This window comes from Dyella sp. NPDC103356, assembly GCF_055584465.1.
Window position 1 is genome coordinate 112702 of sequence record NZ_JBVJLZ010000007.1, and the last position, 22027, is coordinate 134728.

The 22027-nt window shown below is 63.3% G+C and carries 23 protein-coding genes; 4 read left to right on the forward strand and 19 right to left on the reverse strand.

Annotated features, from left to right (window positions below):
• Nucleotides 1-201 precede the first annotated feature (201 nt).
• Both ftsH and rlmE read right to left on the reverse strand, forming a co-directional pair.
• Entirely contained in the window at nt 202-2136 is a 1935-nt protein-coding gene (gene ftsH / locus ACZ6WW_RS17055) for an ATP-dependent zinc metalloprotease FtsH (protein WP_281849435.1), read from the reverse strand.
• Entirely contained in the window at nt 2133-2783 is a 651-nt protein-coding gene (rlmE, locus tag ACZ6WW_RS17060; RefSeq protein ID WP_465275250.1) for a 23S rRNA (uridine(2552)-2'-O)-methyltransferase RlmE, read from the reverse strand. The genes ftsH and rlmE overlap by 4 nt, the downstream gene beginning before the upstream one ends.
• A gap of 81 nt (nt 2784-2864) precedes the next feature.
• Here rlmE and yhbY point away from each other — a divergent pair, with 81 nt between their 5' ends.
• Both yhbY and ACZ6WW_RS17070 read left to right on the forward strand, forming a co-directional pair.
• Nucleotides 2865-3161 (forward strand): ribosome assembly RNA-binding protein YhbY, encoded by a 297-nt coding sequence (yhbY, locus tag ACZ6WW_RS17065; RefSeq protein WP_281849437.1) that lies wholly within the window; start codon nt 2865-2867, stop codon nt 3159-3161.
• Entirely contained in the window at nt 3161-3535 is a 375-nt protein-coding gene (locus tag ACZ6WW_RS17070; RefSeq protein WP_465275251.1) for an Mth938-like domain-containing protein, read from the forward strand. Before yhbY ends, ACZ6WW_RS17070 begins: the two co-directional genes overlap by 1 nt.
• A 2-nt stretch (nt 3536-3537) precedes the next feature.
• Here ACZ6WW_RS17070 and ACZ6WW_RS17075 read toward each other — a convergent pair whose 3' ends face one another.
• Genes ACZ6WW_RS17075 through surE form a run of 4 tightly spaced genes read right to left on the reverse strand, consistent with a single transcriptional unit; the run spans nt 3538 to nt 6661 of the window.
• Nucleotides 3538-4563, reverse strand: coding sequence for a peptidoglycan DD-metalloendopeptidase family protein (locus tag ACZ6WW_RS17075; protein WP_465275252.1), 1026 nt, complete (start codon nt 4561-4563; stop codon nt 3538-3540).
• 39 nt (nt 4564-4602) lie between these two features.
• Nucleotides 4603-5211, reverse strand: a complete 609-nt coding sequence (locus tag ACZ6WW_RS17080; RefSeq protein WP_281849439.1) for a YqaA family protein — start codon at nt 5209-5211, stop codon at nt 4603-4605.
• The gene (locus ACZ6WW_RS17085; protein WP_281849440.1) at nt 5211-5891 is read right to left on the reverse strand and encodes a protein-L-isoaspartate(D-aspartate) O-methyltransferase; all 681 of its coding nucleotides are present in this window, start codon (nt 5889-5891) and stop codon (nt 5211-5213) included. Before ACZ6WW_RS17085 ends, ACZ6WW_RS17080 begins: the two co-directional genes overlap by 1 nt.
• Nucleotides 5888-6661 (reverse strand): 5'/3'-nucleotidase SurE, encoded by a 774-nt coding sequence (surE, locus tag ACZ6WW_RS17090; RefSeq protein WP_465275253.1) that lies wholly within the window; start codon nt 6659-6661, stop codon nt 5888-5890. Before surE ends, ACZ6WW_RS17085 begins: the two co-directional genes overlap by 4 nt.
• A 146-nt stretch (nt 6662-6807) precedes the next feature.
• Here surE and ACZ6WW_RS17095 point away from each other — a divergent pair, with 146 nt between their 5' ends.
• Nucleotides 6808-7353 (forward strand): Smr/MutS family protein, encoded by a 546-nt coding sequence (locus ACZ6WW_RS17095; protein ID WP_281849442.1) that lies wholly within the window; start codon nt 6808-6810, stop codon nt 7351-7353.
• A 221-nt stretch (nt 7354-7574) separates the two neighbouring features.
• On the opposite strand, the gene truD is transcribed toward ACZ6WW_RS17095, so the two are convergent.
• The 13 genes from truD to cyoA all read right to left on the reverse strand — a co-directional run bounded on the left by truD (nt 7575) and on the right by cyoA (nt 19783).
• Nucleotides 7575-8600 carry a tRNA pseudouridine(13) synthase TruD gene (truD, locus tag ACZ6WW_RS17100; RefSeq protein WP_465275254.1) on the reverse strand — a complete coding sequence of 342 codons (1026 nt, stop codon included), beginning with the start codon at nt 8598-8600 and terminating at the stop codon, nt 7575-7577.
• Between the two features lie 31 nt (nt 8601-8631).
• On the reverse strand, nt 8632-10065 hold the full coding sequence (mgtE, locus tag ACZ6WW_RS17105) for a magnesium transporter (protein WP_465275255.1): 1434 nt from the start codon (nt 10063-10065) through the stop codon (nt 8632-8634).
• Nucleotides 10062-10535, reverse strand: a complete 474-nt coding sequence (ispF, locus tag ACZ6WW_RS17110; protein ID WP_465275350.1) for a 2-C-methyl-D-erythritol 2,4-cyclodiphosphate synthase — start codon at nt 10533-10535, stop codon at nt 10062-10064. Before ispF ends, mgtE begins: the two co-directional genes overlap by 4 nt.
• Nucleotides 10535-11245: a 2-C-methyl-D-erythritol 4-phosphate cytidylyltransferase gene (gene ispD, locus ACZ6WW_RS17115; protein WP_465275256.1), complete on the reverse strand. Its 711-nt coding sequence runs from the start codon at nt 11243-11245 to the stop codon at nt 10535-10537. The genes ispF and ispD overlap by 1 nt, the downstream gene beginning before the upstream one ends.
• Nucleotides 11246-11247: 2 nt before the next feature.
• On the reverse strand, nt 11248-11574 hold the full coding sequence (gene ftsB, locus ACZ6WW_RS17120) for a cell division protein FtsB (protein WP_465275257.1): 327 nt from the start codon (nt 11572-11574) through the stop codon (nt 11248-11250).
• A 21-nt stretch (nt 11575-11595) separates the two neighbouring features.
• Entirely contained in the window at nt 11596-12894 is a 1299-nt protein-coding gene (gene eno / locus ACZ6WW_RS17125; protein ID WP_465275258.1) for a phosphopyruvate hydratase, read from the reverse strand.
• Between the two features lie 23 nt (nt 12895-12917).
• Entirely contained in the window at nt 12918-13130 is a 213-nt protein-coding gene (locus tag ACZ6WW_RS17130) for a hypothetical protein (protein WP_281849448.1), read from the reverse strand.
• Nucleotides 13131-13139: 9 nt separating this feature from the next.
• Nucleotides 13140-13982, reverse strand: a complete 843-nt coding sequence (gene kdsA, locus ACZ6WW_RS17135) for a 3-deoxy-8-phosphooctulonate synthase (protein ID WP_465275259.1) — start codon at nt 13980-13982, stop codon at nt 13140-13142.
• Entirely contained in the window at nt 13979-15649 is a 1671-nt protein-coding gene (locus ACZ6WW_RS17140; RefSeq protein ID WP_465275260.1) for a CTP synthase, read from the reverse strand. The genes kdsA and ACZ6WW_RS17140 overlap by 4 nt, the downstream gene beginning before the upstream one ends.
• A 255-nt stretch (nt 15650-15904) precedes the next feature.
• The gene (gene cyoD / locus ACZ6WW_RS17145) at nt 15905-16282 is read right to left on the reverse strand and encodes a cytochrome o ubiquinol oxidase subunit IV (RefSeq protein WP_465275261.1); all 378 of its coding nucleotides are present in this window, start codon (nt 16280-16282) and stop codon (nt 15905-15907) included.
• A complete protein-coding gene (cyoC, locus tag ACZ6WW_RS17150; protein ID WP_281849453.1) occupies nt 16282-16902 on the reverse strand; it encodes a cytochrome o ubiquinol oxidase subunit III in 621 nt (206 codons plus the stop codon). The genes cyoD and cyoC overlap by 1 nt, the downstream gene beginning before the upstream one ends.
• A 3-nt stretch (nt 16903-16905) precedes the next feature.
• Nucleotides 16906-18882, reverse strand: coding sequence for a cytochrome o ubiquinol oxidase subunit I (gene cyoB, locus ACZ6WW_RS17155; protein WP_465275351.1), 1977 nt, complete (start codon nt 18880-18882; stop codon nt 16906-16908).
• A gap of 16 nt (nt 18883-18898) precedes the next feature.
• Nucleotides 18899-19783: a ubiquinol oxidase subunit II gene (cyoA, locus tag ACZ6WW_RS17160; RefSeq protein ID WP_465275352.1), complete on the reverse strand. Its 885-nt coding sequence runs from the start codon at nt 19781-19783 to the stop codon at nt 18899-18901.
• A gap of 387 nt (nt 19784-20170) precedes the next feature.
• On the opposite strand from cyoA, the gene ACZ6WW_RS17165 reads away from it, so the two are divergent.
• Nucleotides 20171-21967 (forward strand): M24 family metallopeptidase, encoded by a 1797-nt coding sequence (locus ACZ6WW_RS17165; RefSeq protein WP_465275262.1) that lies wholly within the window; start codon nt 20171-20173, stop codon nt 21965-21967.
• Nucleotides 21968-22027: the final 60 nt, after the last annotated feature.

Below are 22027 nucleotides of genomic sequence, written 5' to 3' on the forward strand. Positions count from 1 at the left end.
GCGCCGAAGCCAGAAGCGGAATTATTCAGACTCCGCGCACGATCGTCAATACTTTTTTCAGAAAAATTTCATTTCGATGTATCGGAGCGTTCATCGAAAGCACCGTCCATTGCGCGTGATGGCTGCATTTGGACGTCCGAATGAGCTCACCCAACAAAAAAGCGGCCCGCGGGCCGCTTTTTCATATCAACCTGCCTTGGTTCAACTCTGCGTCGCCGGATCGCCCACCTTCGCACCCGCATCGCCACGTGGCGGCGGAGGCGGCGGCGTGGACGAGGTCGACGAGGTCTTCGACCAATCGGCCGGCGGACCCGGTGTGCGACCGGCCATGATGTCGTCGATCTGATGCGCATCGATCGTCTCGAACTGCAACAACGCATCGGACATCACATGCAGCTTGTCGATGTTCTCGGTGAGCAGCTGCTTGGTACGCGCATAAGCCCGATCGAGAATGTTGCGCACCACTTCGTCGATCTTACGCGCAGTCTCGTTGGAGACGTTCTTGTGCTGCGTCACCGAGCGGCCGAGGAAGACTTCGTCTTCTTCTTCGCCATAGGTCACCGGACCGAGTTCGTCGGACAGACCCCACTTGGTGGCCATGTTGCGCGCCATCTTGGTCGCACGCTCGATGTCGTTCGATGCGCCGGTGGTGACCTTGTCGGCACCGAAGATCAACTCTTCGGCCACGCGGCCGCCATACAGCGAGCAAAGCTGCGATTCGATCGCCACGCGGTTCATGCTGTACTTGTCGCCTTCGGGCAAGTACATCGTGACACCCAGCGCACGGCCACGCGGAATGATGGTGACCTTGTAGACCGGATCGTGCTCGGGCACGAGGCGACCGACGATGGCGTGACCGGCTTCGTGATACGCCGTCAGCTTCTTCTCGTCTTCGCTCATCGCCATCGAGCGACGCTCGGTGCCCATCAGGATCTTGTCGCGTGCCTTGTCCAGATGAATCATGCGCACGTCGCGCGCGTTCTCACGCGCAGCGAACAGCGCCGCCTCGTTGACGAGGTTGGCCAGGTCCGCGCCGGAGAAACCAGGCGTACCGCGCGCAATCACCATCGGATTGACGTCGCTGGCCACCGGCACCTTGCGCAGATGTACCTTGAGGATCTGCTCGCGGCCCTTCACGTCCGGCAGGCCGACCACGACCTGGCGATCGAAACGGCCCGGACGCAGCAGCGCTGGATCGAGTACGTCGGGACGGTTAGTGGCCGCGATGACGATGATGCCCTCGGTGCCTTCGAAGCCGTCCATTTCGACCAGCAACTGGTTGAGCGTCTGCTCACGCTCGTCATGACCGCCGCCCAGACCTGCGCCGCGATGACGACCGACCGCATCGATTTCGTCGATGAAGATGATGCACGGCGCGTGCTTCTTGGCCTGCTCGAACATGTCGCGCACGCGACTGGCGCCGACGCCGACAAACATTTCGACGAAGTCGGAACCGGAGATGGAGAAGAACGGCACCTTGGCTTCGCCGGCGATCGCCTTGGCGAGCAGCGTCTTGCCGGTGCCGGGCGGGCCGACCATCAGCACGCCGCGCGGAATCTTGCCGCCGAGCTTCTGGAACTTGCCCGGATCGCGCAGGAACTCGACCAGTTCGCCGACTTCTTCCTTCGCTTCGTCGCAACCGGCGACGTCGCTGAAATTGACCTTGATCTGGTCCTCGCCCTGCAGCTTGGCGCGCGAACGGCCGAAGCTCATCGCGCCGCGTCCACCGGCACCGGCCTGCATCTGCCGCATGAACCAGATGAACACGCCGACGATCAGGATGATCGGTAGCCAGTTGAGCAGCAGGCCAAGTAGCGAGAAGCCGTTATTGGAGGGCTCCTGGCGAACCTCGACGCCCTTGTCCTGCATCTGCTTGACGACCGTGCTGGTCGACCAGCCGAGCACAGGCGCGACAGTGCGGAACGAACTGCCGTCCTTGAGTTTGCCGCTGATGGCGGCGGGTTGGTCGGCGCTGATGGTTGCGCTGGACACGTTGCCGTTGTCCACGCTCTGCACGAAGCTGCTGTAAGGCAGATCCGATGACGAGCCGCCATGCGGGTTGAAGCTCTGGAAAACGGTGAGCAGGATCACTGCGATCACTAACCAGAGCAGCAAATTTTTAGCCATTTCATTCATGCACGGTTCTCGCCCGGTTGCCCGCTGCCGGCCTTGCGACCGGTAGCGAGGGCATATACCTCACGCGAACGGGCGCGGGAGGCCTTTGGTTTACGCATAGTCACGCGGCTGAACTCCGCGCGCAAGTTGCGCAAGTAATCGTCAAAGCCGGCCCCCTGGAATAGCTTGATCAGGAAAGACCCGCCTGGCTTGAGCCAGTGCCGGCTGAAATCGAGCGCCAGATCGGCCAGGTCCATTGCCCGGATCTGATCGGCCAGCGCTACACCACTCATATTGGGGGCCATATCGGAGAGCACAAGATCGACCTTCTGGCCGTCCAGTCGACTTTCCAGCTCCCTGAGCACGGATTCCTCGCGAAAATCGCCCTGCAGGAAGTCCACCCCACCGATACCCTGCATCGGCAGGATGTCCATGGCGATGATCGTGCCCTTGTCGCCCATGCGTTGGCGCACCAGTTGCGACCAGCCACCCGGGGCGGCGCCCAGGTCGACCACGCGCATGCCGGGCTTGAGCAGCTTGTCGCGGTCGACGAGCTCCTCAAGCTTGAAAGCCGCGCGCGAACGCAGGCCTTCGGCCTGGGCCTTCTTCACGAAGACGTCATCGAAATGTTCCCGCAGCCAGCGGGAACTGCTTTTGCTGCGAGACATCGTCGGCAACGGCCACAGGTAAGGGGGATGGCTGCATGATACCCTTTACGGTCCATCTGCCGCGAATCCGAGACTGAACGCATGGCCCTTTCCCCTTCACAGCGCCGCTACCTGCGCAGCCTGGCTCACGACCTGAGCCCGGTGATCCTGCTCGGCGCCAAGGGCGCGACCGACGCAGTGCTCAAGGAGCTGGACCTGGCCCTGTCCCATCACGAGCTGGTCAAGGTAAAGCTGTCCGGCGGCGACAAGGACGAGCGCCAGGAACAGATCGACTTCCTGAGCCAGGGCACCCGCGCCGAAAGCGTCCAGCAGATCGGCCATGTCGTGGTCCTGTTCCGCCGCAACGAGGACGAGCCCAAGCTCGCCCTGCCTCGCTAATGGACCTCGCGCTCGACCGCCCAGGCGATTTCCTGTTCGTGCGGCGTGTTGCCGCACGGTCAATTACGGTCATGGACCGGGAAATCACCCAGAGTTTCCTGTTGGCGCCCGATCAGGCCGTGGAAGGCTGGCCGGTGAATGACGCCAAGGCCCTGACTACCGTCCAGGTCGACGACATCCTGGCACTGAAGCCGGAACTGGTGATCCTGGGTACCGGCGAACGCCAGGTATTCCCCCCCGCCGAGTTCATGGCCGGTTTCCTGCGCAAGGGCGTAGGTATCGAAGTGATGGACAACGGCGCGGCAGCGCGGACGTACGACTTGCTCGCCGGTGAAGGGCGACGGGTTGTCGTCGCCTTCATCCTGCCGGCATGAAGTCACTTCGAGGGTAAGTACCCCAGCGGATCCACCGGATTGCCGTCCTTGCGGATCTGGAACTGCAGTTCGTCACGCGAAGCACCCGTGGCGCCCATTTCCGCGATCTGCTGGCCCGCCGTGACCTTCTGACCTTCCTTGACCAGACGCTTGCGGTTATGGCCGTAGGCCGAAAGGAAGCTGTCGCTGTGCTTGATGATGACCAGCTCGCCGTAGCCGACCAAGCCATTGCCGCTGTAAACGACGACACCGTCGGCGGCCGCGCGAATGGGATCGCCTGCCTTGCCGAGTACTTCAATGCCGGGAATCGCATCGCCGCTCTGGAAGCGCTTGCCGAGCTGACCGTCGGCGGGCCAGCGCCAGACCACCCCGCCCTGCGAACGCGTGCCACCGGGTGATGGCGCCACTGCAGCCGGAGGCGGCGGGGGCGGTTGCGTAGCTGGAGACTGCGTCGGCGCACCAGCCACCGGCACGACCGTGCTGGTGGGCACGGCAGGCGTGGCGGTACCGGTCGAGGCCGGTTTGGGTGCTGAAGCGGCAGGTGCGGGCTTGCCGGTATCGGCCGTATTGGCAGGAACGTCCTCGAACATCGGCTCCGCCGGCGGCGGCGCAGCAGCCGGCGCGGGCTTGTTGGCAGGCACCACGACAGGCGCGGCGGCAACGGCCGCCGGCTTGGCGTTACCGCCACCGGCAGGCGACAGGCGCAGCACCTGCCCCGGCCAGATCGTGTAGGGCGCCTGGATATTGTTCCATTGCGCCAGATCGCGGAAATCCACCTTGTTACGGAAGGCGATCGAATACAGCGTATCGCCATGCACTACCTGGTAACTACCGCCGGGCACCTGCGTACGCGCCGGTGCGGGCGCGGAAGTCCGCGGTGCCGGACCGGACGACGCAGTCGGCTCGACCCGCACCGAATGGGTCATGCTGCCGCAGGCAGCCACGCTCATGGCCAGAACGGAAATCGCAGCGAGCCGGACGGAAGGATTCATGGTCGCCAGCATACCTAGGCGCAATGGGGATTTCATACGGGACACCGATCTCCTTTCGACATCGCTTAAGCCACGTCAACGTGACAGAAGCCACCACGCTACCAGGGCGATCAGGATCACCACGACCGCCCAGCCGATCCATTCGATATTTTTCTGCAGCATGCGCTCGGCGCGCTCGCCGAACAGGCGTACAAGAATCGCCAGCAGCCACACGCGCTTGCCACGACCGACCGCAACGCACGCCAGGAATGGGATCAACGGCACACCGACGATACCCGCCGCCCAGGTGACGAACTTCATCGGCACGACCGGCTGCAACGCGGCCAGCGCGAGCACGGCGAGCAGACCCAGCCAATGCTGGTTCATCTCGGTGCGCAGGCTATCGACGCCCTTTTGAATCGGCTCGAGCAGATGCAGGGTGTCGAGCAGCGGATGCAAGGCCTGAAACGCCCAATGCCCGAGCGAGTAGCCGACGATCGAACCGAGCAGGGAAAACAGCAGGCTGATATTGGCGTAGAAGAACGCCTTGTGCCGTTTACCGAGCATCATCGGCGCGAGCATCACCTCCGGCATGATCGGAAAGATGAAAGCTTCGACGAAACTCAGGCCGGATAGATACCAGACCGCGCGGGGATGGCGCGCCCAGACCAGTACACGCGCATAAAGCGAACCGAACAGCCGCATCAGCCGATACCGCCAAGCAGCGGCACGAAACTGACGGCAGCGAGTTCTTCCTGGGTGAAGTCGCCGTTGCCGTCGCCGCGCATGCGGATCAGGGTCTGACTGCTGGGCGAGCCGACGGGTGCTACCAGCACACCGGTGGGGCTCAATTGATCGAGCAACTGCGTCGGCACGGTATCTCCGGCGGCGGTAAGAATGATCGCATCGAACGGCGCTTCGTCCGGCCAGCCAAGCTTGCCGTCGTCATGACGCGAACGGATCTGCGTCAGGCCGAGCTGACGAAAACGTCTGCGCGCCTGGCGCAGCAGCTCTTCGATACGCTCGACGGTGAACACCTGCGGCACCAGCCCAGCCAGCACGGTGGCCTGATAGCCGGAACCGGTGCCGATCTCCAAGACTTTTTGCGGTACGCCGAATTCGAGCAGCGCCTCGCTCATGCGCGCGACCACCCAGGGCTGCGAAATGGTCTGGCCATGGCCGATCGGGAGCGCCGTGTTCTCGTAAGCGCGCGAGTGCAGCGCCTGATCGATGAAATGATGGCGCGGCACATTGCGGATCACGTCGATGACGCGCGGGTCCTTGATGCCCTCTTCCTTGAGTTTGGCAACGAGGCGGTCACGCGCGCGCTGCGAGGTCATTCCCTCGCCTTTGAGCATCGCCGGCGGTAGTGGATGCGTGTTCATTCGACCGCCATGCCTTCGGTCAGCGTGGTCATCCAACTGCTGACTTTTTCCAGCGCCTGAAACCGCGTGAGGTCGACATGGATCGGCGTCACCGAAATAAAACCGCGCTGCACGGCATTGAAGTCGGTGCCGGGACCGGCATCGTCGACATCGCCTGCAGGGCCGATCCACCAGATCGGCTTGCCGCGGGGGTCGGTCGCCTTGATGCACGGCGCCGAGCGATGGCGCTTGCCCAGACGGGTGACTTCGAAACCCCGGATCTCCGACCACGGCCGGTCGGGCACGTTGACGTTGAGAATGGTGTCGGCAGGCAGCGGATCGACCAGCAGGCGTTGCATCAGCTGCAACACGGCCTGCGCCGCCGATTCGTAGTGCTCACCCTTGTGGTCGCGGCTGACCAGCGAGACGGCAATCGCGGGCAGGCCGAGAAAGCGCCCTTCCATCGCGGCCGAGACGGTGCCGGAATAGATCACGTCATCGCCAAGATTGGCCGCGTTGTTGATCCCGGAAACGACGATGTCCGGTTCGTAGTCGAGCATGCCGGCCAGCGCAAGGTGCACGCAATCGGTGGGCGTGCCGGCAACGCGGTAATAGCGGTTGCCCATGTCCAGCACCCGGATCGGCGCATCCAGGGTCAGGGAGTTGCTCGCTCCCGACCGATCGCGATCGGGCGCCACTACCGTGACTTCGCCCACCGCGCTCAGGCGATCGGCAAGTACGCGGATACCCGGGGCATCCACGCCATCGTCATTGCTAACAAGAACTCGCATCATGATCCGTCTAGAACCTGCCCAGGGCGCATCCCCCGGACGCACCCACAAGGTCTGAAGTCTACCGGAGCGGGCAAGAGGTTTCACACTTTGTGGAATCGGACGCCGAGCAAAGTATGCTCAGCACAGGTCCTGGACTTTCGTGCATGAAACGACGCCCCGCCAACCCCATCAGCGACGACGACGCCCGCCTGTTCAGAGAGGCGATCGGCGAGGTTCGCCAGTTGGACCCGGTCGAGCTGCCGCCGGCCGCACCCAAGCCCAAGCCGCGGGCGCATATGTTCGAGGCGGATGAAGCGGCCGTGCCCTCCGAACTGCTGGAAATGGCATTCGATCCCGCGCTGATGGAAGTGGGCGAGGAGCTCAGTTATCTACGAGACGGCTATCCGCCCAAACTGCTGCGCCAATTGAAGCGCGGCCAGTACAGCATCGAGGACGATATCGACCTGCATCACATGAACGCGGCGGCCGCGCAGCAGACGATCGTGGAGTTTCTTGCCGAGGCGCACCACAACGGCTTTCATTGCGTGCGCATCGTGCATGGCAAGGGCTTGCGCTCGAAAGCCGCGGGGCCGGTGCTGAAGGTGCTGACGGATCGGATGCTGCGGCGGCGCGACGATGTGATTGCGTTTGCGTCGGCGCGGCCGGCGCAGGGTGGGACGGGAGCAGTGTTGGTTTTGCTTAAGGATTGAGTGACTTCTGATCGCAGCTGAAGGGAAATTCGAAATCCCTTCCTAGTCGTCATCCCGGCGCAGGCCGGGATCCAGTGGCTTCGGTTTGAGGTTTTCGCGATAGCGCAGATGCGCATGGGCTCTTGCGATAACCGATCGCAAAGTCACTGGATCCCGGCCTGCGCCGGGATGACGATAGGAGAAACTGAGGTTCACTCAAGACCGCTCGCCCGCGATATTAATCAGGTCGGGGCGTCCTGCTTGCTCTGCGCCAGCTCACGCACCACCACCGTTGCATAAGCACCGGCCGGCAATTCAAACGACAGCTCCAACGCATCGGCCTCCAGCCAACGCCAGCGCAACCCCTGCGGCATCAGGCGCAGCGGTCGCCGCTCCTGCTCCATCCGCGCACCCGCCAGCCCCTTGGCGAGGTCTTCGTTGGCAGCAGCAATCTCACGCTCAAGCGCACCGGCATCACCCTGCGCCGGCGTCTCGCCATCGCCCCACAGCGGGCCCGACGGATGAATGTCGCCCTTGGCCAAGCGCCCGGCCAGCACCTCGTCGAACGGCTCGGGGCCGAACCACGAACGCGAACCGGCCAGCGACCAGATCTCGCCATCGAGCGGGCTGTCCCATGCCGCGCGCTCGATCCGCGCGGCGAGCAGATGGTTGAAGATTTCCGAGCGCGCGGCCGAAAGCAGAAATGCACGCTTGTCGCGATCGACACGCCGCCCGGCAAACATCGCCCGCGCCTGCGCCACGTTGCCGCCTTCACGGCCGAAGCGCTGCTCGCCGAAATAATTGGGCACGCCACGCTGCGCGATCTGCGCAAGCACCTGCTCGGCCGCAGCGCGATCGCCTTCGACGTCGCGCAACACGAGCACGAAACGATTCCCGCGCAGCGCGCCGCGCTTCAACTTGCGTCGATGCTTGGTGGCCGCGAGCACCTTGGCCTCGGTCGAGGGAAAGGCCGTCCAGTCCGGCTCCGGCTTACCGGCAAGCCCGACCGAAAAGGTCTGCCGCGTCACGGCGTGGCGATCCTTCAGGCCGGCATAGCCGACATTGAGCGGCGGCACGCCCGCGTAACGGGCCAGCTCGCGCGCCACCCAGTCGGTGTTCGCGCCACGCTTCTCCACCCACAGCAGCGCGTGCTCGCCCTCGCCGTCCGCGTCATAGCCGAGAATCTCCTCGACGACAAAGTCTTCCGGAGCGACGCGCAGTCGTGCGGAGAGAGGCGGTTGGCCATAGGCGGTGGGCAGTTCGGACATGCAGTACTCGGAATTAAAGAGGCGCAGCAGTTTAGGTCAGAAAGACCGTTGCCAGGCCCAGGAAAATAAAAAAGCCGCCGCTGTCGGTCATGGCGGTGATCAACACACTCGAACCCAGTGCCGGATCGCGGCCGAAACGGGTCATCAGTATCGGGATACCTACGCCACAAAACGCAGCTAGCAGCAGGTTCAAGGTCATTGCGGAGGTCATCACCACGCCGAGCGCCACGTTGCCATAGAGCAGCCACGCGACGACACCGATCACGCCGCCCCAGACCAGACCGTTGACCAGCGACACCAGCAACTCCTTGCGCCATAGACGCTTGGCGCTATCGGTCGTGATCTGATCGAGCGCCAGTGCACGCACGATCATGGTGATGGTCTGATTGCCGGAATTGCCGCCGATACCGGCCACGATCGGCATCAGCGTCGCCAGGGCGACCAGTCGCTGGATCGATCCTTCGAACAGGCCGATCACGCGCGACGCGATAAAGGCAGTGACGAGGTTGATCGCCAGCCACGCCCAACGATTGCGTACCGAGGCCCAGACCGACGCGAAAATGTCTTCCTCTTCGCGTAGACCGCCGCGACTCAGCGCTTCGCTTTCGCTCTCTTCGCGGATCACGTCGAGCATGGCGTCGACGGTGATACGGCCGATCAGGTGCCCGCCCGAATCGACCACCGGCGCGGTCACCAGGTCGTAGCGCTCGAAGGCCTGCGCCACGTGATAGGCATCGTCGTCGGGCGCGAACGTATTGACGTCAGGCGCCATCACCTCGCTGACCATCTTGTCCGGCGAATTGACCAGCAGCCAATGCAGCGGCAACACACCGGTCAATACGTTCTCATGATTGATCACGAACAGCTTGTCGGTCTGTTCGGGCAGTTCGTCGAAACGGCGCAGATAACGCAGCACGGTTTCCAGGCTCACATCCTCGCGGATGGTCACCATCTCGAAATCCATCAACGCACCGAGTTGGTCGTCCGCATAGGACAGCGCCGATTGCACACGCTCGCGCTGCTGCGCGTCGAGGCTGGCCATCAGCTCGGGCAGCACTTCCTCGGGCAAATCCTCGACCAGGTCGGCGAGTTCGTCGGCATCGAGCGGTTCGACCGCGGCGAGGATTTCGCCCTGATCCATATCCGCGATCAACGACTCGCGTACCGCGTCGGAAACTTCGAGCAGGATTTCGCCGTCGCTATCGGATTTGACCCGGTGCCAGACGGTCAGGCGGTCGTCGAGGGGCAGCGACTCAAGTATGTAGGCAACATCGGCCGGGTGCAGATCGTCGAGCTGGTCGCGCAATTTGCCCAGGATATCGTCAACGACCGCCTGATCCACGGTGAGCACTTCGTCGTCATCGTGACGCTCGCCGGTCGCGGATCGATACAGACGCAGCAGCTCGACCACCGCCGCCATCTTTTCGTGAAGGCGAACGCTGGAGCTTTGGACCGCTTCGTTCACGACTGCACCAACAGCACGCAAGCTTGTGCCGCAATCCCCTCGCCGCGCCCGGTAAACCCGAGCTTTTCCGTGGTGGTGGCCTTGACGCTGATATCGTCGACGCTGCAGCCGATCACGTCGGCCAGCCGTTCGCGCATCGCCTGCGCATGCGGGCCGACCTTGGGCGCTTCGCAGATCACCGTAATGTCGGCATTGCCCAGGCTATATCCACGCTCACGCATCAACTGCACGGCATGCTTAAGGAAGGCACTGCTGTCCGCATCGCGCCAGCGTTCGTCCGACGGCGGAAAGTGGCGACCGATGTCGCCCATCGCCAGGGCGCCGAAGATGGCATCGCATAGCGCGTGAATGACGACGTCGCCATCGGAATGCGCAATGACACCCTGGCGGTGCGGCACGCGCACGCCACCCAACATGACGAAGTCGCCTTCGCCAAAGACATGTACGTCGAAACCCTGGCCTATCCGCATCATGCGATCGTATTCCTTGTCTGGAGCCGGTGCAGCAGAAACTCGGCGAGCGCGAAGTCCGTCGCGGTCGTCACTTTGATATTGTCCTCGGCGCCTTCCACCAGCAACGGCGCGAACCCAGCACGCTCCATCGCCATCGCCTCGTCGCTGACCGTGATGCCCGCATCGATGGCCCACTGCAGCGCCGCCGACAGTTGCGCGCGACGGAACATCTGCGGTGTGAAGGCGCGCCAGCGATGGTCGCGCGGCTCGGTGACCTGGCTGCGACCGGCATCGTCGGCACATTTGAGCGTATCGCGCAGCGGCGCACCGAGCAGGCCGCCATCGACTTCACTGCCGCGCTCGATCAGCGTAGTGATATCCGCATGCCGCACGCACGGACGCGCGGCGTCGTGCACCAGCACGAAATCGTCAGCACGAACTTCCGGCGGCAACGCGCGCAAACCGGCAAGCACCGAATCGCAACGCTCCGCACCGCCGGTAGCAGCAAGCAACGGCTTGCCCCAGCTTCGATCGATACCGTTCCAACGCTCATCGTCGACCGCAAGCACGACCACCAGGCCGGCGATCAGGGGATGCGCCGCCAATTGATCGAGCGTGCGCTCGATCAACGGACGTCCCGCCAGCGGCATGTACTGTTTGGGCATCGGACCACCGACCCGCATGCCGCGTCCTGCCGCCGGCACGACGCACCACAGCTGCGCGGCCATGCTCAAGGCCCGCCGGTCGAGGTAGCGGGCACCGGCGCAGAGCTGCCCGCCGCCGGCTTTTCAACCACCTGATAGAACACCTCGCCAGGCTTGATCAAACCCAGCTCGCTGCGTGCGCGCGCCTCGACAGCCTGTTCGCCGTTCTTGAGGTCTTTCACATCCGCTCCCAGCGCTTGATTGCGCTGGAGCAGACGATCGTTCTCGTCACGTTGCTTCTGGACAGAGGCACGCAAGCCGTCGACTTCGCGCATGCCGCCATGACTGCCCCACAGCTTCAGCTGCAGGCCAATCAATATCAGCAACAAGATGAGCGCGACCCAACGCAGCATGGCGTGCCGTCACTCCGTCACTTAGCTCGGCAAATGGGCAAGACTGGGAAACGCGTTGCGACCGGCATAACGCGCCGCCGCACCCAGCTGTTCCTCGATCCGCAGCAACTGGTTGTACTTGGCCACGCGATCGGTACGGCACAGCGAACCGGTCTTGATCTGCGTCGCGGTCGTAGCCACGGCGATATCCGAGATCGTGGTGTCCTCGGTTTCACCCGAACGGTGCGACACGATCGCCGCGTACTTGGCCGCATCGGCCATCGCGATGGCTTCGAGCGTTTCGGACAAGGTGCCGATCTGGTTGACCTTGATAAGGATCGCGTTGGCGATCTTCTTGTCGATGCCTTCGCGGAAGATCTTCGGGTTGGTCACGAACAGGTCGTCGCCAACCAGCTGCACGCTCTTGCCGATCTTGTCGGTCAGCAGTTTCCAGCCGTCCCAATCGCCTTCGGCCATGCCGTCTTCGATGGTGACGATCGGGTACTGCTTGGCCCAGCTCGCCAGCACGTCGACGAACTCGGCCGGGCTGTATGCCTTGCCCTCGCCTTCCAGATCGTACTTGCCGTTCTTGAAGAACTCGGAGCTGGCCACGTCCAGGCCCAGCAGGATGTCGCTGCCGATCTTGAAGCCGGTCTTGTTCACCGCTTCGAGAATGGTGTCCAGCGCTTCCACGTTGGAACGCAGGTTCGGCGCGAAGCCGCCCTCGTCACCGACCGCCGTATTGAGGCCCTTGCCCTTCAGCACGCCCTTGAGCGCGTGAAAGATCTCGGTACCGGCGCGCAGCGCCTCGGCAAAGCTCGGCAGGCCAACCGGCAGCACCATGAATTCCTGCACGTCGACATTGTTGTCGGCATGCGCACCGCCGTTGATGATGTTCATCATCGGCACTGGCAGATCACCGGGTTTGCCGTTGGAGAGATAGCTCCACAGCGGCTCCTTGCGTGCATTCGCCACCGCGTGCGCAGCGGCCATGGACACGCCGAGCAGCGCATTCGCACCCAGGCGGCCCTTGTTCGGCGTGCCGTCCAGCGCGATCAGCTTGTTGTCGAGACCTTTCTGGTCGGCTGCATCGTAGCCCTTGAGCGCATCGGCGATCGCGCCGTTGACGTTTGCTACCGCGTTGCGCACACCCTTGCCGAGGTAACGCGACTTGTCGCCATCGCGCAGCTCGACCGCTTCGCGCGAGCCGGTGGAGGCACCGCTCGGTACAGCGGCCCGGCCAAAGCCGCCGCCAGCCAGTGTGACTTCCGCTTCGAGTGTCGGGTTACCGCGGGAATCGAGAATCTCACGAGCGTGAATGCGGGTGATCTGTGTCGACATTAATTGTTGCCCCTAATCGGTGATTACTTGAAGAGCCAGAACATGGCGATGGCAATAACAAGAAACAGGATGACCACGACCACGCGATAGAACCGCTGGAACCGCCGAGTGATGTTCAACGCCTGTTCCTGCTTGGCGATGGCCACCTCGCTGTTCTTCCGGTAGAGCTCCAGATGCTCGCGCTGGATATCGCGGATTTCAGTCAACAACTGGACCTGCGATTCTTCCGTGGACATGCGCCTGCCTCAGGTCGGAACAATGGTGTTTTCGAGAAAACCGTGACGCTTGGTGACTTGGTCGAGTTCAAGCAAGGTCGCCAGCAAGGCTTCCATCTTGTCCAGTGGCCACGCATTGGGGCCGTCGCTCAATGCCTTGGACGGATCGGGATGCGTCTCGGCGAACAGGCCTGCGACGCCTACCGCGACAGCCGCGCGCGCCAGCACCGGCACGAATTCGCGCTGTCCGCCCGAGCTGGTGCCCTGCCCACCCGGCAATTGCACCGAATGAGTCGCGTCGAATACCACCGGACAGGCGGTGTCGCGCATCACGCTCAGCGAGCGCATATCCGAGACCAGATTGTTGTAACCGAAGCTCGCGCCGCGCTCGCAGACCATGATGTCGTCGTTGCCGACGGCCTTGGCCTTGTCGACCACGTTCTTCATGTCCCAGGGCGACAGAAACTGGCCCTTCTTGATGTTCACCGGCTTGCCGGCGCGCGCCACGTTCTGGATGAAATCGGTCTGGCGGCACAGGAACGCAGGCGTCTGCAGGACATCCACCACCGCAGCGACTTCATTCATCGGCGTGTATTCGTGAACATCGGTCAGCACGGGCACGCCGATCTGGCGCTTGACCTCGCCGAGGATGCGCAGCCCCTCCTCCATGCCCGGGCCACGAAAGCTCTGGCTGGAGGAACGGTTGGCCTTGTCGAAACTCGACTTGAAAATGAAGTTGATGCCGAGCCTGCCGGTGATCTCCTTGAGCTTGCCGGCGACGTCGAGCTGCAACTGCTCGGACTCGACCACGCAAGGACCGGCGATCAGGAAGAACGGCTTGTCGAGACCTACGTCGAAACCACAGAGCTTCATGCCGCGGACTCCTTCGCCAGCAACTGGCCTTCACGCACCGCCTTGAACTCGCGCGCAGCGTGGACAAAGCCGATGAACAGCGGGTGGCCGTCGCGCGGCGTGGAGGTGAACTCCGGATGCGCCTGGCAGCCCAGGAACCATGGATGCTTCTGGCGCGGCAGCTCGACGATCTCGACCAGCAGGTCGTCCATCGACTTGCCCGACACCAGCATGCCGAGGTCTTCGAACATCTGGCGATAGCGATTATTGAACTCGTAGCGGTGGCGATGGCGCTCGCGCACCACTTCCTGGCCGTACAGTTCGCGCGCCAGCGTGCCGGCCTTGAGGCGGCATTCCTGCGCGCCCAGGCGCATGGTGCCGCCCAGGTCCGAACGCTCGGTACGCTGCTCGACTTCGCCGCTGGCGGTGGTCCACTCGGTAATCAGCGCGATCACCGGGTTGGGGTTGTTGCGATCGTTCTCGCTCGAATCGGCGTCGGTCAGGCCGGCGACGTTGCGCGCGAAATCGACCACGGCCGCATGCATGCCGTAGCAGATGCCAAAGTACGGCACGCCGTGCTCGCGGGCGTACTTGGCCGCCAGCACCTTGCCTTCGAAGCCGCGCTTGCCAAAACCGCCCGGCACCAGGATCGCATCGGCCTTGCCCAGCACCTTGCCGGCGCCGTCGGCCTCGATCTGCTCCGAATCGATCCATGCCAGATTGACGCGGGTCTGCTGCTTGATGCCGCCGTGGCGCAGCGCCTCGCCCAGGGACTTGTAGGCGTCCTTGTGCTCGACGTACTTGCCGACGATGGCGACGGTGATTTCGTCCTTCGGGTGCTCGACCGCATCGACCGTGCGCTGCCAGCTGGACAGATCGGCCGGGCCGGCATCCAGCCCCAGGCGCTTGACGACGATATCGTCCAGGCCCTGCTTGTGCAGCCACAACGGCTGCTTGTAGATGATATCCACGTCGTTGGCGCTGATGACCGCGTGTTCGGGCACATTGGTGAACAGGGCGATCTTGCGGCGCTCGCCTTCGGGCAGCGTCTGCTCGCAGCGGCACAGCAGCACATCTGGCTGGATACCGATCGAGCGCAGCTCCTTGACCGAGTGCTGGGTCGGCTTGGTCTTGATCTCGCCAGCGGCCTTGATATACGGCACCAGGGTCAGGTGCATGAACAGGCACTTTTCCGGGCCATGCTCGATGCGCAACTGGCGGATGGCCTCCAGGAACGGCAGCGACTCGATGTCGCCGACCGTGCCGCCGATCTCGACCAGGGCGACGTCGAAACCGCGGGTGGCCTCATGGATGCAGTGCTTGATCTCGTCGGTGATATGCGGGATCACCTGGACGGTGGCGCCCAGGTAGTCGCCGCGGCGCTCCTTGCGGATCACCGATTCGTAGATCTTGCCGGTCGTGATGGAGTTCTTGCCGGTCAGGCGGGTATGGACGAAGCGCTCGTAGTGGCCCAGGTCCAGGTCGGTCTCGGCGCCGTCGTCGGTCACATAGACCTCGCCGTGCTGAAAGGGACTCATGGTGCCCGGATCCACATTGATATACGGATCGAGCTTCATCATGGTGACCGAGAGACCGCGCGCTTCCAGAATGGAAGCAAGCGACGCCGCTGCGATGCCCTTGCCTAAGGAGGACACCACACCGCCGGTGACGAAAATCAGGGGGGTCATGGGAAGCAGCCGTGCTGGAAATCGGCATTTTAGAGGAAGACGGCTCCGGCTGCGAGATACTTCTGGCTCGGCGGCCCTCCTGATTCAGCATTTTGTCTTATTTGAGGGAAAGCCGGCCGCTGCGCGGCCTGAAAAGAGTAAAGGGTAAAGAGGGAGAGCCGGCGACCGTAGCGTCACCAAGGCTTTTCCTCTTTACCCTTTACAGCGCCGCAGGCGCGACTTTCCAGGCCGCGCAACGGCCGGCTTCACGCGACATCAGTCGCCCGTCGTCGAGGGCATGTTCATCGGCATCGGGTGCATCATGTTTTCGTTCATGTTGTGCAGCACCCACAACGAGCCGCAGACCACGATGGCAATGATCAGGCCGGTAAACAGGAAGATCGCCAGGTTGCTGCGCTGCTCCGGAGCGGTGCCCATATGGAGGAAATACACCAACTGGACCACCAACTGCGCCACCGCCAGCACCACGATGGCCGGCAGGATGGCGCCATGTGGCAGCTTGCCGCTCATCACCGCGCCGAACGAGGCCAGGGTCAGCACCAGCGACAGGGCGAAACCGACGATGTAGCTCTTCCAGCTGCCGTGCGAGCCGCCGTGGCCGGCGGCGTGAAGGGAATGGGTCGCGCTCGACATCACAGCACTCCGCGCAGGTAGACAAAGGTGAACACGCAGATCCAGACGAGATCCAGGAAGTGCCAGAACAGGCTCAGGCAGTTCAGGCGGCGCTGAACCACGCCGTCCAGGCCGAACTTGTGCACCTGGTGGATCATCGTCAGCAGCCAGAACAGGCCGGCGGTGACGTGCAGGCCGTGGGTACCGACCAGGCCGAAATAGGCCGACAGGAAGGCGCTCTTGTCCGGGCCCGCGCCCTCGTGGATCAGCTTGGCGAATTCATACACTTCCATGCCGATAAAGCCGGCGCCGAACAGGAAGGTCACCGCCAGCCAGGCCTGCACCGCGCCCTTGCGGCCGGCCTGCATGCTGAGCATGGCGCCGCCGAAGGTGAAGCTGGAAATCAGCAGCAGCATGGTCTCGCCGAGCACGAACGGCAGCTCGAACAGGTCCTTGCCGCTCGGGCCTCCGGCGGTGTTGCCGGCCAGCACGCTGAAGGTGGCGAACAGCACCGAGAAGATCAGGCAGTCGCTCATCAGGTAGATCCAGAAACCCAGCGTGGTCTTGGATCCGTCGTCGTGGTGCGCGTGGTCGTGATGACCGCCGTGCGCACCGCCAATATGGGAAATCGTCGTGCTCATGGCTTACGCAGCCTCCTTCAGCGCCGCAAAGCGTTCGTTCTCGATGCGTGCCACCTCGCTGGCGGGCACCCAGTAATCCACGTCGCGGTCGTAGCTGCGGGCAATGAACGAGCCGACCATGCCCAGCAGACCCAGGCCGGCCAACCACCAGATGTGCCAGATCAGGCCAAAACACAGGAAGAAGCCCGCCACCGAGATGTACACGCCGGCGCCGGTGTTGCGCGGCATATGGATGTCTTCGTAACGCGCAGGACGCTTGTAGGCGACGCGGCGCTCCTTGTCTTCCCAGTGCTGATCGATATCGTCGATATGCGGCACGATGGCGAAGTTGTAGAACGGCGGCGGCGAGCTGGTTGCCCACTCCAGGGTGCGGCCATCCCACGGATCGCCCGACAGGTCCAGGTTCTGCTTGCGCTCGCGGAAGCTCACCCAGAACTGCACCAGCAGCGCACCGATACCCAGGGCGATGATCACCGCACCGAACGCGGCCACCACCAGGTACGGATGCCAATCGGGGTTCGCATAGTGGTTCATGCGGCGCGTCATGCCCATGAAGCCGAGCACGTACAGCGGCATGAAGGCCACGTAGAAGCCGACCAGCCAGCACCAGAACGACACCTTGCCCCAGAACTCGTTGAGCGTGAAACCGAAGGCCTTCGGGAACCAGAAGTGGATCGCGGCCAGGCAGCCGAACACCACGCCACCGATGATCACGTTATGGAAATGCGCGATCAGGAACAGGCTGTTGTGCAGCACAAAGTCCGCCGCCGGCACCGCCAGCAGCACGCCGGTCATGCCGCCGATGGTGAAGGTGATCATGAAGCCGATCGTCCACAGCACCGGCGCGGTGAAGCGCACACGGCCGTGATACATGGTGAACAGCCAGTTGAACAGCTTCACGCCGGTAGGCACCGAGATGATCATCGTCATGATGCCGAAGAAGGCATTGACGTTGGCGCCCGAACCCATGGTGAAGAAGTGGTGCAACCACACCAGGAACGACATCACGCCGATGCAGCAGGTGGCGTAGACCATCGACTTGTAACCGAACAGCGGCTTGCCCGAGAAGGTGGAGATGATCTCGGAGAACGCGCCGAAGCACGGCAAAATCAAAATGTACACCTCGGGGTGGCCCCACACCCAGATGAGGTTGACGTACATCATCGGGTTGCCGCCAAGCTCGTTGGTGAAGAAGTGCGTACCGAGATAACGGTCGGCGGTCAGCAGGGCCAGCGTCGCGGTCAGCACCGGAAAGGCGGCCACGATCAGGATGTTGGCGATCAGCGCGGTCCAGGTAAACACTGGCATCTGCATCATCTTCATGCCCGGCGCACGCATGCGCAGGATGGTGACGACGAAGTTGATGCCGGTCAGCGTGGTGCCCAGGCCCGATATCTGCAGCGACCATATGTAGTAGTCGACACCGGTAGTCGGGCTATACCCCAGCTCCGACAGCGGCGGATAGGCCAGCCAGCCGGTGGCGGCGAAATCGCCGACGAACATCGACAGCATCACCAGCACCGCACCGACCGCGGCCAGCCAGAAGCTCAGCGAGTTCAGGAACGGATAGGCCACGTCGCGCGCGCCGATCTGCAGCGGTACGATCACGTTCATCAGGCCGACGATCAACGGCATTGCCACGAAGAAGATCATGATCACGCCGTGGGCGGTGAAGATCTGGTCGTAGTGATGCGGCGGCAGGTAGCCGGCAGCGTCGTTGTTGGCGATGGCCTGCTGCATGCGCATCATGATCGCGTCGGCAAAGCCGCGCAGCAGCATCACCAGCGCCAGGATGATGTACATCACGCCGATGCGCTTGTGATCGACCGAGGTAAACCATTCCTTCCACAGGTAGGTCCACTTGCCGTAGTACGTGATCGCACCCAGCAGGGCCAGGCCACCGACGATAACGACGGCCAGCGTGCCCATGATGATCGGTTCGTGGAACGGAACCGCGTCGAGGGTGAGTTTTCCGAAAATCTGACTCAGCATGAGGTCACTCCGCGACCTTGGTTTGCGCGTGATCCATCGGCATGTCCATCGCCATCGGCTTGTCGCCGTGGGACATATCCATGCCCATGTATCGATTGACGATCGTGCCGAAGAAGTCCGGCGTCACGGTCGAGTAAAAGCTCACCGGCAGCTTGGTGCTCGGCTGGGCCAGGCTTGCGTAGCTGGCCGCGTCGAGCGCCTGCGGGGCTGCCTTGGCCTGCTTGATCCAGTTGTCGAAGCCTTCCTGCGTGGTGGCGATGGCGTCGAAGCGCATATCGGAGAAACCGGCGCCGCTGTAGTTGGCCGACAGGCCACGGTAGACCCCCGGCTCATTGGCGATCAGGTGCACCTTGGTTTCCATGCCGGCCATCGAATAGACCTGGCTGCCGAGTTGCGGGATGAAGAACGAGTTCATCACCGTGTCGGAGGTGATGCGAAAATTCACCGGCACGCCGACCGGCATCGCCATCTGGTTGACCGAGGCCACGCCGTAGTCCGGGTAGATGAACAGCCACTTCCAGTCCATCGAAACCACTTCGACGGTGATCGGCTTGACGTCCGATTCCAGCGGCTTGTACGGATCGAGCGAATGCGAGGTGCGCCAGGTGATGACCGCAAGAATGGCCACGATGATGCACGGCACCGTCCACACCACCACTTCGATGGCGGTCGAGTGCGCCCACTTCGGCTTATAGGCAGCTTTCTTGTTCGAGGCGCGGAAGCGGTAGGCGAACAAAAGGGTCATCACGATGACCGGGATGACCACGACCAGCATCAGGCCGAGCGCGGTGAGAATCAGCGTGCGCTCCTGCATACCGATATCGCCCTTGGGCGACATAAGCTCGGTACTGCAACCGGCGAGCAACACGACAGCGCCTACGCAAAGCATGCGCAAGACAGAGGCGAGGGATTTTTTAATCACGGTCTACCTGACGATCTTGGGGTACGCCATGGGGATTTGGCGCCGCGCGCATTCTAGCGAGGCGATAGCGCGCCTTCATCGTTACGAGACAAGATGCCGCGCCTTGCGCGTCGCGCGTTGCTGGTGTACTGCATGCCAACTTTGCGCATCGATGTCACCGTCATGACCGTCGTCGCAACGCCTCGTTCCAGACGACGATGGGGAAAATGGCTTGGTGATCGCAATCGTTCGTGTCGCGCTGGCAAAAGCACGCCACCGACCCGATCATCGAGGCGGCAAGAAGGTACGAAATACGCGACTTACGCTGCGTCACTTCGCCACACTCGCACGCATCGGCACTGGTACCATGCCGTCATGAATTCGATCCCCGAACGCATCGCCGCCTTGCGCCACGCCATGCAGACTCATCGCGTGGCCGCCTGCCTGATTCCCAGCGCCGATCCGCACCTGTCCGAATACCTGCCTGAACACTGGCAGGCGCGGGCCTGGCTTTCCGGCTTTACGGGTTCGGCCGGCACGTTGGTTGTCACGGCAGACCACGCCGGCGTATGGACGGATGGACGCTACTTCGAGCAGGCGCAGCATCAGCTCGATGGGACCGGCGTGGTGCTGATGAAGCAGAAGCAGGCCCACGCCCCCGAGCACCTGACCTGGCTGGAGCAGCAGCTCGGCGAAGGCGAGGTGCTGGCGATCGCAGGCGATAGCATCGCGACCGGCGCGGCACAGGGCATCGCGCGCCGGATGGCAGCGATCGGTGCCCGCCTGCGTACCGATCTCGACCTGCCCGGCCGGATCTGGACCCACCGCCCGGCGCTGCCGCGCGCCCCGATCGTCGAACATCCGCTGCATTACGCCTGCGTCAGCCGGGCCGACAAGTTCAGCCGCCTGCGCACCTCGATGCGCAAGCTCGGCGCGACGAGGCATCTGATCAGCAGCCTGGACGACATCGCCTGGCTGACCAACCTGCGCGGCAGCGACGTCGAGTGCAATCCGGTCTTTCTCGCCCATCTGCTGGTGGACGCGGACGATGGCGCGACGCTCTTCGTCGATCGCGGCAAGCTCAACGACACGCTGGTCGGTGCCCTCGCCGCCGACGGCATCGCCATCGCCGATTATGCGACCGTCGGCGACGCACTGGGCGAGCTACGTGCCAACGATGCCCTGCTGTTCGATCCCAACCGCGTGGTCAGCGCGATAGCCGATGCCATCGCGCCGGCCGCGCGGCGCATCGAAGCGGCCAATCCGACCACCTTGTTCAAGGCGCGCAAGAACGCCGACGAGCTGGCCCATATCCGCGAGGTCATGCGTCGTGACGGCGCCGCGTTGGTGCGCGCGTTCCGGCGCCTGGAAGAACGGCTCGCCGCCGGCATGACGCAGACCGAACTCGATGTCGACACCTTGTTGCGCGAGGAACGCTCGGCGCAGGCCGACTTCGTCGGCGAAAGTTTCGCCACCATCGCCGGCTATCAGGCCAATGGCGCGTTACCGCACTACCGTGCCATGCCCGAGGCGCACAGCACCCTGCAACGCCAGGGACTCCTGCTGATCGATTCGGGCGGCCAGTACCTGGGTGGCACGACCGATATCACCCGGGTGCTGGCACTGGGACCGACCACCGACGACCAGCGCCGCGACGCCACGCTGGTGATGAAAGGCATGATCGCGTTGTCCCGCGCGCGCTTTCCGCAGGGTGCCAGTGGCCCGCAACTCGACGCCCTGGCACGCGCCCCGCTATGGGCCGGCGCGATGGACTATGGCCATGGCACCGGCCACGGCGTGGGTTACTTCCTGAATGTGCACGAAGGCCCGCACGGCATTCGTCAGCCGGCGCCGGGCGGTGCCCTGGTGCCGCTCGAACCGGGCATGATCAGCTCGATCGAGCCCGGGCTGTACAAACCGGGCCGCTATGGCATTCGCCACGAGAACCTGGCGGTGGTGGTCGAAGCCGAGCAGAGCGAGTTCGGTGCGTTCTACGGCTTTGAAACGCTTACGCTGTGCCCGTTCGATCGGCGCGCGCTGGAGCCGAGCCTGCTCAACCCGGAAGAACGGGCCTGGCTGGACGATTACCACGCGGCGGTGCGCGCTGCGCTGGCCCCGATGCTGGAAGAGGCGGACCTGGCTTGGCTGGAGCGGCATTGCGCGCCGCTATAAAACCCCTCCTAGTCGTCATTCCGGCGAAGGCCGAAATCTATTCCTCAGTCCTTGCTCGTC